This window comes from Sorangium sp. So ce590, assembly GCF_051521365.1.
In the GTDB taxonomy this organism is placed as follows: Bacteria; Myxococcota_A; Polyangia; order Polyangiales; family Polyangiaceae; genus Sorangium.
Genome location: NZ_CP150346.1, coordinates 11369454 through 11383383, shown reverse-complemented (window position 1 = coordinate 11383383; position 13930 = coordinate 11369454). Strand labels below are relative to the sequence as shown.

General features: G+C 70.3%; 12 protein-coding genes and 2 pseudogenes. 10 read left to right on the top strand and 4 right to left on the bottom strand.

Annotated features, from left to right (window positions below; genetic code table 11):
- Nucleotides 1-72: 72 nt before the first annotated feature.
- The 9 genes and pseudogenes from WMF28_RS43205 to WMF28_RS43165 form a co-directional block, all read left to right on the top strand.
- A pseudogene (locus WMF28_RS43205) lies at nt 73-197 on the top strand (SDR family oxidoreductase); the annotation flags it as partial.
- Nucleotides 198-217: 20 nt separating this feature from the next.
- On the top strand, nt 218-1291 hold the full coding sequence (locus WMF28_RS43200; protein WP_437599593.1) for an MBL fold metallo-hydrolase: 1074 nt from the start codon (nt 218-220) through the stop codon (nt 1289-1291).
- Nucleotides 1292-1773: 482 nt separating this feature from the next.
- Nucleotides 1774-3465, top strand: coding sequence for a glycoside hydrolase family 43 protein (locus WMF28_RS43195; protein WP_437599592.1), 1692 nt, complete (start codon nt 1774-1776; stop codon nt 3463-3465).
- Between the two features lie 555 nt (nt 3466-4020).
- Complete coding sequence (locus tag WMF28_RS43190; protein WP_437599591.1) at nt 4021-4149, top strand: hypothetical protein; 129 nt, start codon at nt 4021-4023, stop codon at nt 4147-4149.
- Nucleotides 4116-4679: pseudogene (locus WMF28_RS43185) on the top strand (hypothetical protein); the annotation flags it as partial. The gene WMF28_RS43190 and the pseudogene WMF28_RS43185, both read left to right, overlap by 34 nt.
- A 438-nt stretch (nt 4680-5117) precedes the next feature.
- Nucleotides 5118-6326, top strand: a complete 1209-nt coding sequence (locus WMF28_RS43180) for a winged helix-turn-helix domain-containing protein (RefSeq protein WP_437599590.1) — start codon at nt 5118-5120, stop codon at nt 6324-6326.
- Nucleotides 6327-6643: 317 nt separating this feature from the next.
- Nucleotides 6644-7528 (top strand): hypothetical protein, encoded by an 885-nt coding sequence (locus WMF28_RS43175; RefSeq protein WP_437599589.1) that lies wholly within the window; start codon nt 6644-6646, stop codon nt 7526-7528.
- 63 nt (nt 7529-7591) lie between these two features.
- The gene (locus WMF28_RS43170) at nt 7592-7921 is read left to right on the top strand and encodes a carboxylesterase family protein (protein ID WP_437599588.1); all 330 of its coding nucleotides are present in this window, start codon (nt 7592-7594) and stop codon (nt 7919-7921) included.
- Between the two features lie 316 nt (nt 7922-8237).
- Nucleotides 8238-8894, top strand: a complete 657-nt coding sequence (locus WMF28_RS43165; RefSeq protein ID WP_437604375.1) for a DUF2867 domain-containing protein — start codon at nt 8238-8240, stop codon at nt 8892-8894.
- Between the two features lie 204 nt (nt 8895-9098).
- On the opposite strand, the gene WMF28_RS43160 is transcribed toward WMF28_RS43165, so the two are convergent.
- The 4 genes from WMF28_RS43160 to WMF28_RS43145 all read right to left on the bottom strand — a co-directional run bounded on the left by WMF28_RS43160 (nt 9099) and on the right by WMF28_RS43145 (nt 13115).
- Nucleotides 9099-9824 carry a hypothetical protein gene (locus tag WMF28_RS43160; protein WP_437599587.1) on the bottom strand — a complete coding sequence of 242 codons (726 nt, stop codon included), beginning with the start codon at nt 9822-9824 and terminating at the stop codon, nt 9099-9101.
- Between the two features lie 188 nt (nt 9825-10012).
- The gene (locus WMF28_RS43155; RefSeq protein WP_437599586.1) at nt 10013-11890 is read right to left on the bottom strand and encodes a hypothetical protein; all 1878 of its coding nucleotides are present in this window, start codon (nt 11888-11890) and stop codon (nt 10013-10015) included.
- A complete protein-coding gene (locus tag WMF28_RS43150; RefSeq protein WP_437599585.1) occupies nt 11890-12765 on the bottom strand; it encodes a hypothetical protein in 876 nt (291 codons plus the stop codon). Before WMF28_RS43150 ends, WMF28_RS43155 begins: the two co-directional genes overlap by 1 nt.
- Nucleotides 12762-13115, bottom strand: coding sequence for a hypothetical protein (locus tag WMF28_RS43145; protein ID WP_437599584.1), 354 nt, complete (start codon nt 13113-13115; stop codon nt 12762-12764). The genes WMF28_RS43150 and WMF28_RS43145 overlap by 4 nt, the downstream gene beginning before the upstream one ends.
- Before the next feature lie 184 nt (nt 13116-13299).
- Here WMF28_RS43145 and WMF28_RS43140 point away from each other — a divergent pair, with 184 nt between their 5' ends.
- On the top strand, nt 13300-13896 hold the full coding sequence (locus WMF28_RS43140; protein WP_437599583.1) for a hypothetical protein: 597 nt from the start codon (nt 13300-13302) through the stop codon (nt 13894-13896).
- Nucleotides 13897-13930: the final 34 nt, after the last annotated feature.

Genomic DNA, 13930 nt, shown 5'->3' with positions numbered 1-13930 from the left:
AGTCCGCGCTCGTCACCGGCGCGGCCCGCAGCATCGGCGCCGAGATCGCGCTCCCTCGGCGCGGCGAGGCGCCGAGGTCGTCCGACCTCCAAACTCGCGAACATCCTCTTCACGAAGGAACTCCAGCGACGGCTGGAGGGCACGACGGCGCTCGCCAACTGCTCCGACCGGGCATGGTGCGGACGCAATTCCCAGCTCGACTAGCGGGAGACGGGGCATGAACTTTCGTGGTCTCCGGCTGGAACGAGTCCGCGCCTCGAAGCAGTTCGATGGAGACCGTTTCCGCAATCCGGCGGGGCGGTGGAGGGCGGGGACAGGCGACGTCCTTCGTGTGCTTCCCGAGCTTCTCTCCGGTGGTGCCAAGCGTCGGCCCAAGGCCTCCTTGCCGACGACGCGCCCCCACGAAGCATGGGGGCGTCCGGTCAGCTCCGGGCTCCGCACGACGTGGCTCGGCCACAGCACCGTGCTCATCGAGATCGACGGCTATCGAGTCCTGACCGATCCCGTCTTCGGCGAGCGGGCATCCCCGGTCTCCTTCGCGGGCCCGAGGCGCTTTCACCCCGTGCCGGCAGGGCTCGGGGAGGTACCGCCGCTCGATGCGGTGGTGCTCTCCCATGACCACTACGACCACCTGTGCGCGACCACGATCGCCGGTCTCGCGCGCATGCCGGCGATCCCGATCGTCACGTCGCTCGGGGTGGGCGCGCACCTCGAGCGGCTGGGAATTGCGCCAGAGCGCATTCACGAGCTCGACTGGGATGAATCATGCGACGTTCGCGGGTTGCGCCTCATCGCGACCCCGAGCCAGCACTACTCAGGTCGCAGCCTGAACGATCGGGACACGACCCTCTGGTCGTCGTGGATCATCCAGTCAGATCGGCACAAGGTCTTCTTCTCGGGCGACACGGGGCTGACCGAACAGTTCCGCGAGACGGGTGAGACGTACGGGCCGTTTGACCTCGTCATGCTCGAGATCGGCGCGTTCCACCCCGGCTTCGAGGCCATCCACTTGGGCCCCGAGAACGCGCTCAAGGTGTTCCAACTGCTGGGCGGCGGGACCTTGCTGCCGGTGCACTGGGGCACCTTCGATCTTGCGCTCCACGCATGGGATGAGCCTGCGGAGACGCTCGTGCGGCTCGCTGCCGAACAGAGCCTACGGGTCGTCACACCGAGCCTTGGCCAGGTCATCGAACCCTCGCAGCTCGATGCCCCGACACCTTGGTGGCGAGACCTCAAGTCGAGGGAGGCGCCTTCCCGCCCCTCGGCCGAGCAGCTTCAACCGCACCTGTAACAGCGACAGGTGACCCGATGTCCAACTCAACCAATGACCCATCGAGAACTGCGGCTGCCCTCAACGTCGTCTTCGCGACGAGGTGGTCGCCCAGCCCTCTCACGGTGCGGAGTGCGGAGCGGGAACCTGCTCACCTCGCTCGACGCGAGTCTTGCGCGCCTCGGCCGCAACAGCATCGATCTCTATCAGGTACACACGCCGCTCCCGTTGGTGTCCCGGCGAGCCGGCGGCGCCGCTCGAGGGTGCAGGCGCCCAGGGCCGACGACCTCGCCGGCGTGAAGACCGCGCTCGTCGGCAGCGAGCCGCTCGCAGCGTCGCTTTTCCAGCACGGAGGCGGATCGCGCAAGGACCCCGCTGTCACCTGGAGTGGGCGCGCCGATTCGCCCGTGACATCCTCGAATCGTTTCACTTTTCCTTCCCCCCGTTTCTCGATATCCTCGGCGCGAACGTCCTCTGGACCATCGTCGGTGAGCCAGTCATCCATGCCTGATACCGTCATCCGTAATCCGATCCTGCCGGGCTTCAACCCCGATCCATCCATCGTCCGCGTCGGCGATGACTACTACGTCGCGACCTCGACCTTCGAGTGGTACCCCGGCGTGCAGATCCACCACTCGCGCGACCTCGTGCACTGGCGTCTGCTCTCGCGTCCGCTCGACCGCGCGAGCCAGTTGAACCTGCTTGGCGACGGCGATTCGTGCGGCGTCTGGGCGCCGTGCCTGACGTATGCGGATGGCCTGTTCTGGTTGATCTACACCGACGTGAAGCGCTACGGCCGGACCAGCGTCGGCGGCGCATCCGGCGCGTCGATGCGCGACTTCCACAACTACCTGGTGACCAGCCCCACCATCGACGGCGAGTGGTCGGATCCTGTTTATCTCAACTCGAGTGGCTTCGACCCCTCGCTGTTCCACGATGACGACGGCCGCAAGTATCTGAGCAACATGCTGTGGGACCACCGGCCCGGCCACAATCGCTTTGCCGGCATCGTGCTCCAGGAGTACTCGCACGCCGAGCGCAAGCTCATCGGGCCTGTCACGAACATCTTCAAAGGCACGCCGATCGGCTACACCGAAGGTTCGCACATCTACAAGCGCGGCGGCTACTACTACCTGATCACCGCCGAGGGCGGCACGTACCAGGGCCACGCCGTCACCATGGCGCGCTCCCGTGACCTCACCGGCCCGTACGAGCTGCACCCCGAGACGTACATCCTGACCTCGCGCACTCGCGCCGACGTAGAGCTGCAGCGCGCGGGCCACGCTGACCTTTGCGATACGCAGTCGGGCGACGTGTACATGGTCCACCTGTGCAGCCGTCCCATCCCGAACCGCGGGCGCTCGACGCTCGGCCGCGAGACCGCGATCCAAAAGATGGTCTGGTCGGACGACGGCTGGCTTCGCACGGCCGATGGTGAAAACATTCCGCGCGTCGAGGTCCCAGCCCCCGGCCTGCCCGCGCATCCCTTCCCCGCCCCAGCCGCGCGCGAGGACTTCGATTCACCGCGGTTGCCGATCGACCTCCAATGGCTGCGCTCGCCCTACCCCGACGAGTTGTTCAGCCTCACCGCACGTCCCGGTCATCTCCGGCTCTACGGCCGCGAGACGCTCGGCAGCCTGTTCCGCCAGTCGCTCGTCGCACGCCGCCAGCAGGCGCACTGCTACACCGCGGTCACATCGGTCGACTTCGCGCCCGAGCATTATCAGCAGATGGCCGGTCTCATCTGCTATTACAACGCGAGCAAGTTCCATTACCTGCACATCTCGCACGATGAGACGGTCGGGCGCTATATCCGGATCATGTCGGCGATTCCGGATGGGGTCATGGCGGACGCCTTCAGCGCACCCGTCCCCATCCCGGACACCGCGCCCGTGCACCTGCGCGCCGAGCTCGACCACGACCGGCTCTACTTCGCCTACAGCCTCAACGGTACGGACTGGAGCTGGTTCCCCGAGCACCTGGACGCCAGCATCCTCTCGGATGAGGCCTCCGCGCCCGGCCTTCCGAACTTCACCGGTGCGTTCGTCGGCATGGCGTGCCAGGACATGTCGGGCACCGCGCGCCCAGCCGATTTCGACTACTTCGAGTATCGCGAGCGCGAGTACCTGATCGACCCCAGGCGCCCACAGCGTCACTTTCCCAGGATCGAGGCGGGTAAGGAACCTTGTTTTTGACCGCGGGGCGCGGCCGTGATGGCTCACCCCGGGTCAGGTGGTCGGGAGCGGTTCACAACAAACCGGCTCTTCGTCGGCATGTTCGTCGGCATGGCGTTCGGTGCCGCGCTGGGCGGCGTGCTCTTCGCCCAGTGGGGCTGGCTGGCGGTGACGGCTCTCGCCTCGTCGACGGCGGCCGGCGCGCTCATCGTCCGGCGTGTGTCGAGCTCGCGATCCGTATGTCCGAATCCACGCAGGGCGGCCAGCAGGCAATGAACCGCCGCCCCTCATCCGGCGCGCTCCAGCCCCCTCGCCCCGCGGCCAAAGTGGCATATTGACCCGGCGTTCGACCGGAGAACAATAAAGCGAGGATCACGACCAGAAAAGCGTATGGGTTTCGGACCTACGAACACGCGGAGATCGCCCTCTACCACGCGCTCGGGAACCTGCCGGAGCCCGAATGGCTCACCCACAAATTTTTCTGAGGAGGCAGATTTCCTCGTCTGGTCGCCCGAGAGCTCGGCGCGAACGTTCGTGTTCCCACCCGGAGAGCCCTCCGAGGATCTCGGGCTTGCCATGGCGGTGCTGGTCCTCGCGTCGGGGCTGAAGGGGCACTGCGCGGCGAAGCTCCTGTCGACGGACTTCATGACGTTCATGCTCCAGGCGCTCGCGCGCGGCCGATCGACGCGGGCCACCCCGGCTTGACGCTGACGCCGCTGGTGCTCGGGCCCGAGGGCGTCCCGGTCGTCACCGACGCCGAGCAGGCGAAGGCGGCGCCCGAGGTGGTCGTGCTCTCGGCCATGGCGCACGGGCGGGGGGAGGCGGCGGAGGCGATCGGCGTGGCGTTCCTGGCGGCGGCAGCCGGGCTCGATGAGGAGCGCCGCGCCGTGTACGGGGACCTGGTGCTATCCTCGTTGAACGGTGCGGCGAGGCGGACGTTGGAGGCGATGATGAAGAGCGGATACGAGTTTCAGAGTGACTTCGCGCGCAGCTACGTGGCGAAGGGCGTGGAAGAGGGCGTGGAGAAGGGCCGGAAGGAGGGCCGGCAGCAGGGGCTCCTCGAAGCCAAGGCGCAGGCCGTGCTCGCCTTCCTCGAGGCCCGCGGGCAGGAGGTCCCCGCCGAGGTCCGGGAGCGCGTCCTCGCGAGCACCGACCTCGCCGAGCTGGACCGCTGGATCCGCCACGCTGCATCCGTCGGCGACGCCAGGGAGCTGCTCGCGACGACCGGCTCCTGAACCACCGGCGCAGGCAGCGTCGTCGATGCCTGTCGGCTCATCGGGCCTGCCCGCGCTCGCTCGGGGTTGACTACCCCAACCTCGGTCGGGTCGCTCCGACGAGCTCGATGCGGCTCCACACGTCGCCCTCACACGATCCCTCGGCTTCGATCCAAGCCGCTGCCGCGCCGCAGGCGGGGTCAGCACCAACGCTCCGTCGGTCGCACCTCGTGTGGCATCTCGAGCTGTTCGCGAGCTGGACGCCACGCGGCTCCGCCTCGCGCGCCGCCTGTTCGCGTCGCGGATCTGCCGATGGGGTTCGGGCGCTGGGGTATTCATCCTCCCGCACGGATTCAGCATCATCGCGACGGGGCGTGGTGAGGCGGCGCCGCAATATTGTTCTTTCCTTGTTCGGGCTCCAGGTTCTAGGGTGCGGGCCCCAACGGACAGAAGGCGCGGATGACGGACACCCTGTCGGCGGCGGAGGCCCGGCGCATCGCGCTGGCGGCGCAGGGCTTCCGGGCGGAGCGACCCGGGACGGCGACGACGAAGCAGCAGCTGACCCGGCTGATCGAGCGGCTGGGCGTGGTGCAGATCGACAGCGTCAACGTCGTCTCGCGCACCCATTACCTGCCGGCCTTCTCGCGGCTGGGGGCCTATCCGCGGCCGATGCTGGAGGAGCTCGCGTGGGCGAGGAAGCGACCGCTGTTCGAGTACTGGGCGCACGAGGCCTCGCTGCTGCCGCTCACCACCCAGCCGCTGCTGCGCTGGCGGATGGCCGACGCGCACGACGGGGTGGGCGTCTGGAAGGGTGTGGCGCGCTTCCTGCGCGAGCACCGGTCGGTGGTGGACCGGGCGCTGGAACAGATCCGCGAGCGCGGGTTGCTGGCCGCCTCCGAGCTCGAGATCGGCATGAAGGGGCCGGGCGGCTGGTGGGGCTGGAGCGACGCCAAGCGGGCGGCCGAGTGCCTGTTCTGGACCGGCGAGCTGACGACCGCCACCCGGCGGGGGACCTTCGAGAGGGTGTATGGCCTGCCGGAGAGGGTGCTGCCCAGGGCGGTGATCGAGGCGCCCACGCCCGCGCGCGAGGACGCCCAGCGCGCGCTGATCCGCATGGCCGCCCGGGCCCTGGGCGTGGCGACCGAGCGGGACCTGCGGGACTATTTCCGCATGGGGGTCGCCGAGACGAAGGCGCGGGTCACCGAGCTCGTCGAAGCCGGTGAGCTGATCCCGGTGGGCGTGAAGGGCTGGCGGGAGCCGGCCTTCCTCGATCCCGCCGCCCGGCGGCCGCGGCGGATCGAGGCCTGCGCCCTCCTCTCGCCCTTCGACAACCTGATCTGGTTCCGCGAGCGCACCGAGCGGATGTTCGGCGTGCGGGTGCGGCTCGAGATCTACACCCCCGCGGAGAAGCGGACCCACGGCTACTACGTGCTGCCGTTCCTCGAGGGCGATGCGATCACCGCGCGGGTGGACCTGAAGGCCGATCGCAAGGCGGGCGTGCTGATCGTGCAGGCGAGCCACGCCGAGCCCTGGGCCGGCGCGCAGACGCCGGAGCGGCTGGCGGGCGAGCTGCGGACCATGGCCGCGTGGCTGGGGCTGGAGCGCGTGCGGGTGGAGCCGAGGGGCGACCTGGCGGAGCGGCTGGCGGGGGCCCTGTCGGGCGGATAGCCACGAACGACACGCTGCGTGTACCCAGGCGCCCGGAGGGCGATCTTCACATGTTTTTCCGGATGGGTCGGGTCGCCGCCGGAGATCGCTTCAAGGCTCGCGGAAGATCGCGCAACCCCGAGCGCCACTCTCGTCGGCCCGTGCCCTGGTGTCGGGGCGCACGCAGGTCACACGGCGTGACAACTCGAGGGAGGTGCCCGGAATTGAAGAGCAGGACACGGCTGCTCCGGCTCCTGCGGGCCCCACGCATGAGCTTGGCATACCGCCTGGAGAGCCAGCGTGTCCAGCGTGGCTGTAACCACCCGAGAGACGACCCGATGCCCTCTGTGACCCATGAAGCCCTGGTGGAGCTGTTCAAGAACCGGCCGACGCTGGCCGCCGAGATGCTCCAGGACGCGCTCGGCCAGCGGGTCCCGACCTTCACGGAGGCGCGCGTCGAGTCCTCCGACCTCGCCGAGATCGTTCCCTCGGACCGCCGGGCGGACGTCATCGTCGTGCTGCTGGTGGGCGAGCAGCAGCGGCCCGCGATGGCCATCGTCGTCGAGGTCCAGCTCGGCGTGGACCCGGACAAGCCGTACGTCTGGCCGGTGTACGTCACCCAGACGCGGGCCCGGCACCGTTGCCCGACGTGGCTGCTGGCCGTGACGGTGGACGAGGAGATCGCGCGGTGGAGCGCGCGGTCGATCGACATGGGCCACCCCGGCTTGACGCTGGCGCCGCTGGTGCTCGGGCCCGCGGGCGTCCCGGTCGTCACCGATGCCGAGCAGGCGAGGGCGGCGCCCGAGGTGGTCGTGCTCTCGGCGATGGCGCACGGGCAGGGCGAGGCGGGGGAGGCGATCGGCGTGGCGTTCCTGGCGGCGGCTGCCGGCCTCGACGAGGAGCGCCGCGCTGTCTACGGAGATCTGGTGCTATCCTCGCTGAGCGCAGCGGCGAGGCGGACGTTGGAGGCGATGATGAAGAGCGGATACGAATTTCAGAGCGAATTCGCGCGCAGCTACGTGGCCAAGGGCGTGGAGAAGGGGCGCCTCGAAGCCAAGGCGCAGGCCGTGCTCGCCGTCCTCGATGCCCGCGGGCTAGAGGTCCCTGCCGAGGTCCGGGAGCGCGTCCTCGCGAGCACCGACGTGGCCGAGCTGGACCGCTGGATCCGCCGCGCTGCATCCGTCGGCGACGCCAGGGAGCTGCTCGCGACGACCGGCTCCTGAGCCACCGGCGCGGGCAGCGTCTTCGATGCCTGTCGGCTCGCCGTTGGCGGCGACGTCGTCGTCGTGACGATCAACTTCCGACTCGGAAACTTCGGGTTCTTCGGATACCCCGGACTCGACGGCTCAGGGACCTTCGGTCTGCAGGATCGGCAGGCGGCGCTCCACTGGGTGCAGCGCAATATCGCGGCGTTCGGCGGCGATGCGGGCAACGTCACCCTGGTCGGCGCGTCGTGGGGTGCCTTCGCCGCGAGCGCGCAGCTCACCTCACCGGCGGCGGCTGGGTTGTTCCATCGCGTCGCTGCTCTCGGGCGCCACGCAGGACGAGGGCCGGCTGTTCGTCGCGCTGCTCCACGAGCTCGCGGGCGCGCCCGTGACGCCGAAGCGTTACGGTGAGCTGCTGGTCGAGGCGTTCGGCGAGGCGGCCGAGCAGGTCGAGGCGCACTACCCGGTCGAGGCGTACGACTCGCCGGCCCCGGCGTGGGCGGCCGTGATCACCGATCGCGTCTGGTGGCGCGCCACGCAGGAGCAGAACCGATCGCTGGCAGCGCACTTCGGCCCGAGGCTCGTGTCCCTCGTCCACGAAGAGCTCTGGATCGCCGCGCTCGACAGCCACAGCCGCATCCGCGAGACACGCCTGCTCGCCCGCGGCGTCGACGACGGCCTCTACGCCGGCCGCGCGACCGTCCGTCATCGCCGCATATCCTCGCCGATGCCGATGGAAAAGCGCGCCTGGGCAGCCTCCGAGCCACGCGGTACAATCCCCCCGTGGACCTTGCAGATTGTGGTTGATGCTGGGCGGCGCGGCCGTGGATTCGCGTGCACCCCGGCCCTACGTCCGCTCCGTCGCCAGCGCGGCGCGGCGCGGACGATCGAGGACGTCCGCGCGCTCTTGCGGCCCCCGGAGAGCGGCTCCTCGAGCGCGCTGGTCCGCGCGCTGTTCTGGCTCCGCGGCGCGCTCGGCAAGCTCTTTGGCTGGGATCCCGTCGAGGAGGGCCTGCCCCCCGAGTCCTATGTGCACCAGGTTCCGTCCGAGCTGGCGAGACGGTCGTCCGTGCAGCCCGGCACGCGCGAGGGGCCGTTCCGCGCGCTGTACGTGCTCCACGGCGAGGCCGTGAGCGAGATCCGCAACGCGACCGTCCACGCGTTCTCCTGCATGGCGATCAGGCCGACGGCCGAGGGGCACCGCCTGTACTGGGCTGTCTACGTCAAGCCAGTATCGCGGTGGACCTCCGCGTACATGGCGCTGATCGAGCCGTTCCGCCGCTTCATCGTGTACCCGACCCTCCTCCGGCAGCTGCGGGACGCGTGGCGGGCCGCCCACGCCGAGCCGGACGCGGCCACGGAGCACGGCGGAAGCACGGCCTGACCGGATCGGCCTGCGCCGCGAGCGGCGCCTCGGGGGTGATGTCGGGGGGCCATCTGGCACATCGCGAGGAACCACAGGCCGCAAGCAGAGCTCACCCGCCATGCTTTGCTGAGGACGCTCGGGAGGGTCCGACTCGAGGGCGGGCGGTGGGTGCCGCTGAAGCTCGAGGACGTCGTACTCGGCGGGCCCCGCTCATCCCGGGCGCTATCGCAGGCGGTGCAGGTGGTGCTCCTCGCCGTTCAACGTCAGCACCGCCATGAACCCGTCACGCGCCCGCTCGCTCTCGAACCTGAACTCGTGTGTTCCCGGGGTGACGGAGGTGTCGACGATGCGCGCGACCTCCGGCTCCAGGGCGGAGCCGGGGTAGCTGTAGATGTCGAGGCGCAGCGTACAGGCGCGCTCGATCGTCGCGCGCGCGACGATCGCGTCATCCCCCTCCGTCACCGAGAAGGCGCTCCCGAGCTCTCCCTCGACGGAAGATCTCCTGAGCGCCCAGGCGATCTGCTGGGCCGCGATCGGGGCGTACACGTCCAGCACCATCACGTCCTTGTTCTGCTCCTTGAAGCGCGCGTGGAGGCGCTCCCGGGTGGCGGCGTCCACGCCGCCGCCGAGGGTGATGAGGTCGAAGTCGCCGGCGTGGAACTCCGTGTCCGGTGACTCGCTCACCGTGCCGACCGCCGCGTACCCCTGCTTTTTCAGCGCTGCCACGCTCCGCTCGAGAATATCGGCCCTCTTGCCGATGACAAGGATCCTCTTCGGTCTCGATGCCATGCTCTCTCCTCCCTCGCGCGCTGCCGCCGCGCCCTGCTGGAACGCTTTCACGTGGCGCTCCAGCCGCTCGTTGAACCCTGCTCCGCCGCGCTCGGCGCCTCCGGCCCGGCGCATCCGGAGAGGAACGTGCAGCAGCGCCGCCCGTAGGCTGGACTTCACGCCAATCTATTGGAAGGATTCCAATCGCCTGAAGGCTGCCATGTGACCTGCCCCGGCTGCTCGTTCCTCGACGTGACGCCGGGCTCGACGCCCGTGAGCTGAAGCCATCCCCCCGTTCCGAACGACTGAGGCGCCCGGATCCGCGCTGGATCGCGGCGCCTCACGGGGTCGCCGCGGTCACGCGGAGGCTACTTCGGATCGAGAAAGTCACACGCGGTGAGGTTGCGCCCGTCGGTCCAGCGGAAGCTGTCCATCCATCCGTCGAGCACGCCGCGCGCATAGGGATCGCCATAGGCTTGGACGAACACGATCGACCCGGTACCGGCGCAGATCGGGACGAGCACGAGCCGGAGCTCCACCGGCGTGCCGGCGACCCGCCACGTTCGCGCGACGCCCGCGCCGAGCGCCGTCGTCACCGGGCCGCCGCCGAGCGCCTCGACGCGCATGGAGAGCGCGGCGATATCGCGGACGAACGACTCCTGCACCTCGCCGAACGTCTTCTCGTTCTCGGCATCGCTGGTGATGCGCGTGGACACCGACATGCCGCCGCGCACGAGCGTGCCGGGCCGCTCGACAACGAAGTCGACGTCGCCGCCCACATGGCCAAGCATACCCGGCGGCACGCGGCCGACGACATCGAGCCAGCCGTTGCGGTACACGTCGCCTTCGATGCGGCCCGGCTCGGGCTCGGGGAGGCGGACGCGCGGCGGGATCGGGAGATCGGTGAGCGGCGTGGGCTTCGGCTCCGGGCCGGCGAGCGTGAAGAGCTGCGACGCGAGCGCGGCGCCGGCGCCCTCGGGAAAGCCGCGCACGAACGCGACGAGCTTGCCCTGCCGGCGGACGGCGATGCTGGCGGCGATCGTGTAGTCGCCCTGCTCGAGCCCGAGCGCGTTCTTCTGCCAGCAGGCCGCGCTCTGGCCGAGCGTCGCCTCGAGCTCCTCCGCGTCCTTCTCGGTGTCCCACCCGCTGATCCACGCCGTCGCGAGGCGCCGCTCCGGCCCGGCGAACACGCCGAAGCGATCGCCCGCCCAGCCCGCGGCCGCGCGCTCGGCGATCTCGGCGTCGACGCAGCGCTCGAGGAGGATGCGCGTGTCGAGCTCGCCGAGCGTGTCGGCGGCGGACAGCGCGTAACCCGGCGGCGGCCGGGGATCGGCGAACGGTCGCGGGGGCTCGCCCGCGAGGTACTTCTCGGGGTGCAACACCTGCTCGGTGCTGCGCGGGAAGCGCGTGTACATCCTGTCGACGAGCGGGAAGCCGCCGGCGCGATACACGTCGGTGACCAGGAGCATCCCGCTGCGGTAGGGGAACTCGAGGCGCTTTCTCGTCAGGTCGAGCGCCTTGTCGAGCTTTGTGTCCGCCTCGCCGCGCGTGACGCTCGCGAGCGGGACGCGCTTCGTCACCTCCACGATCCGCCGCAGCGTGCGCCCCACCGGCGCGCCGGCCTCGGCGCCGAGCCACGCGCCCATCGCCACCATCGCGTCGCCCTCGATGAGCGCGAGCTGCGCGATGGCCTCGTCCGCGCTCCTCGCCTCGGGCGGGCGCGGAAAGACCTGCGCCTGGAGCGCGTGCTGCACCTCGTGCGCGAGCACCGCCCGTTGCTCGAGCAGCTCGTCCTCGGACGCGAGCGCCACGTCGGGGATGACTACCTTGTCTGTCGCGCGGCTGTAGAAGCCGACGACCTGCTCTTTCAGCACCTCGTCGACGGTGGAGAGCCCGCCGCGCTCTCCGGGCTGCGGGAGGAAGTTGAAGCCGAGCAGAAACGCGGCCTCGGCGCTGAGCGCCCCCTCGGGCGAAGGCTCCGCGTCGCGGCCGGCGAACAGGCGCTCCACGAAGCGCTCGTGGTCGAGCCGCTCGACGACGACCGGTCTCCTCGGCGACAGCTGCCGCGCGGTGCTCACCGCGCGCACGACCTCCTCGATGGCGCGATCGCCGAGCGTGAACCTCGCCTGCGGCGCCGGCGCAGCGGGCTGTTCGGGGCTGCGCGGAGGGCCGGCGGGCGCCGCGCCGGGGCCGCAGCCCGCGCCGAGCGAGAGCGCGAGGAGCCCGTGGAGCCGGCGCGGACGCATCAGAACTCGCCCAGCCAGTAGCGCGGCTTGACCTGCGCCGCCTTGGCAGGCGGCTTCCCATCGCGCTGCTCGAGCGTGACCGACGTTCCCGAGGTCGCGAGCAGCACGATGCCGCCGACGAGCGCCACGCCGCCGCCGATGAGCGTGACGAGGCCCGGGGTCGAGACCCCACCCTCGTCGGGGATCTCGTTGCCCGCGTCGTCGTACTCGTACGATGGGCTCGTGGCGTCCACGAGAAGGAAGGTGCCTCCCAAGACCGCAGCGGTGGTACCCAGGATAGTCAGCCAGAACCCCGCGCTGTGGCGCCCGTAGCTGCCGGGCGCGACGTGGAGCGTGACGTCGCCCGTCATCTGCGAGACCGTGAACGGGTCCGGCGGCGGCATATCCTCCGGCGAGAGCGAGAACCGGCGCCCGTCGCTGCCGTCGATCACCTTGTCGCACGGCGAGGCGCAGACGGGCCGGAACTGCTTGACGGCAAAGCCGTAGCCGCCGTAAGCGCCGACCGTCGTGGAGCGTTCCTCGATCACCCGCACGGGCTTCGGGCTCTCGACATGCAGCCTCACCACGCCGGGCGCGCCGAGCGTCGGTGCCGGGGCCGGGAGCGGCTGCGGCGGCGGTGCGGCGCCGTAGCCCGGCCCCGCGGACCCCGGCTGCGTGGCGCTCTTCGGCGCGAACTTCCCGCGCTCGACGTCCGACACCTGGGACCACGGGATGACGCGCACCTCCTTGTCGCCCAGCTCGATGATCTTCACGCTCGCCCCAGGTTCGGACGAGACGACGGTGCCCCGGATCGTGCCGCCGCTCTTGAGCGTGACTTCGTCCTGCCCGTCATCGGCGCGGGCGCTCGCACCGAGCGAGAGCGAAGCAACGATCAAAGCGGCGACGATTGAGAAACGGTGGCGCATGAGGGCTCCTGTGGCGAAGATTGCACAATCTCACCGAAGCCGCGTTCGATCGTCAAGCGCGAAGCCGCTTCATGACGGCGCGCGACGCGGAGCGCGCTCGCGGGCACCGGCGGCGAGCCGCGACCCGACCTGGCGACATCGATTACCACGAGGATTACCACGAGAAGGATTGCGTGCCGTTCCTCTGCGGCCTGGCGCCCACGCCCATCATTGACAAACGCAATTGTCTCGTAAGGGGCGGTGAGCTCAACCAGGAAGACGCCGCGATCGACTTCGACGTCGTGACAGAGCTCATCTTTCCCGAGCCCCCGAAGATCCATGATCGACTCGGCGAGCGGCAGGCCCTGCTTCCTGTGCGGGGCCGAGCTCGCTGTACGGGGGGGGCTACCCCAACCTCGGTCGGGTCGCTCCCTTCGATGGAGGCTGAAGCCTTCATCCCTGCCCTCACGCATCCATCCCTCACGGAGGGCGATCGCCGGCCCCAGGGAGGGAGCGGAGGCACCCATGATCAAGCCACCGCCCAGCCGCGACGAGCTGCTGGCGATCGTCCACGAGCACAACCACGTTCACAACGAGCACCAGCGGGCGACCGCCGAGTCCGTCCGGCGCAAGCTCGAGGCGCGCATGCTCGAGATCGAGGGCCGCTTCGAGCGCGAGCTCGCCGAGGCGATCGCCGACGAGGCGCTCCGGCAAGCCTGGCGCGATCACCTGCACTGGCGCGGTCCGGCGCCGAACGAGCCGCCGCCGGTGTCACCGCTGGTCTTCCGCGGCCGATCCGAGGTCGGATCCGAGGCCGTCGCGCGCGAGAAGGCCGGCGACGTGCACATCGAGGTCGACGGCGCCGTCTACGATCGGCGCCTCGGCCTCGATCTCGCGGCCGATCCGGAGGGCACGGTGCTCCGGGTCGGCGCGCTCCCGCCCTTCCGCGAGCACTTCGAGCTGCCCGCCGAGGCGCTCGACGCCCTGCGCGCCTGGTTCGAGCGCCCGGGCACCGAGCCGCCCTGGCGCTGGGCGCGCGAGCTCGTCGCCGAGGGCCTCGTCGACGGCCACTTCGCCCTGACCGACCGCGGCCGCCGCGCCCTCGTGCGGCGCGCCGCATAGAGGCTCGCGCGCGGGTGGTTCGGCCCCGGCAGGC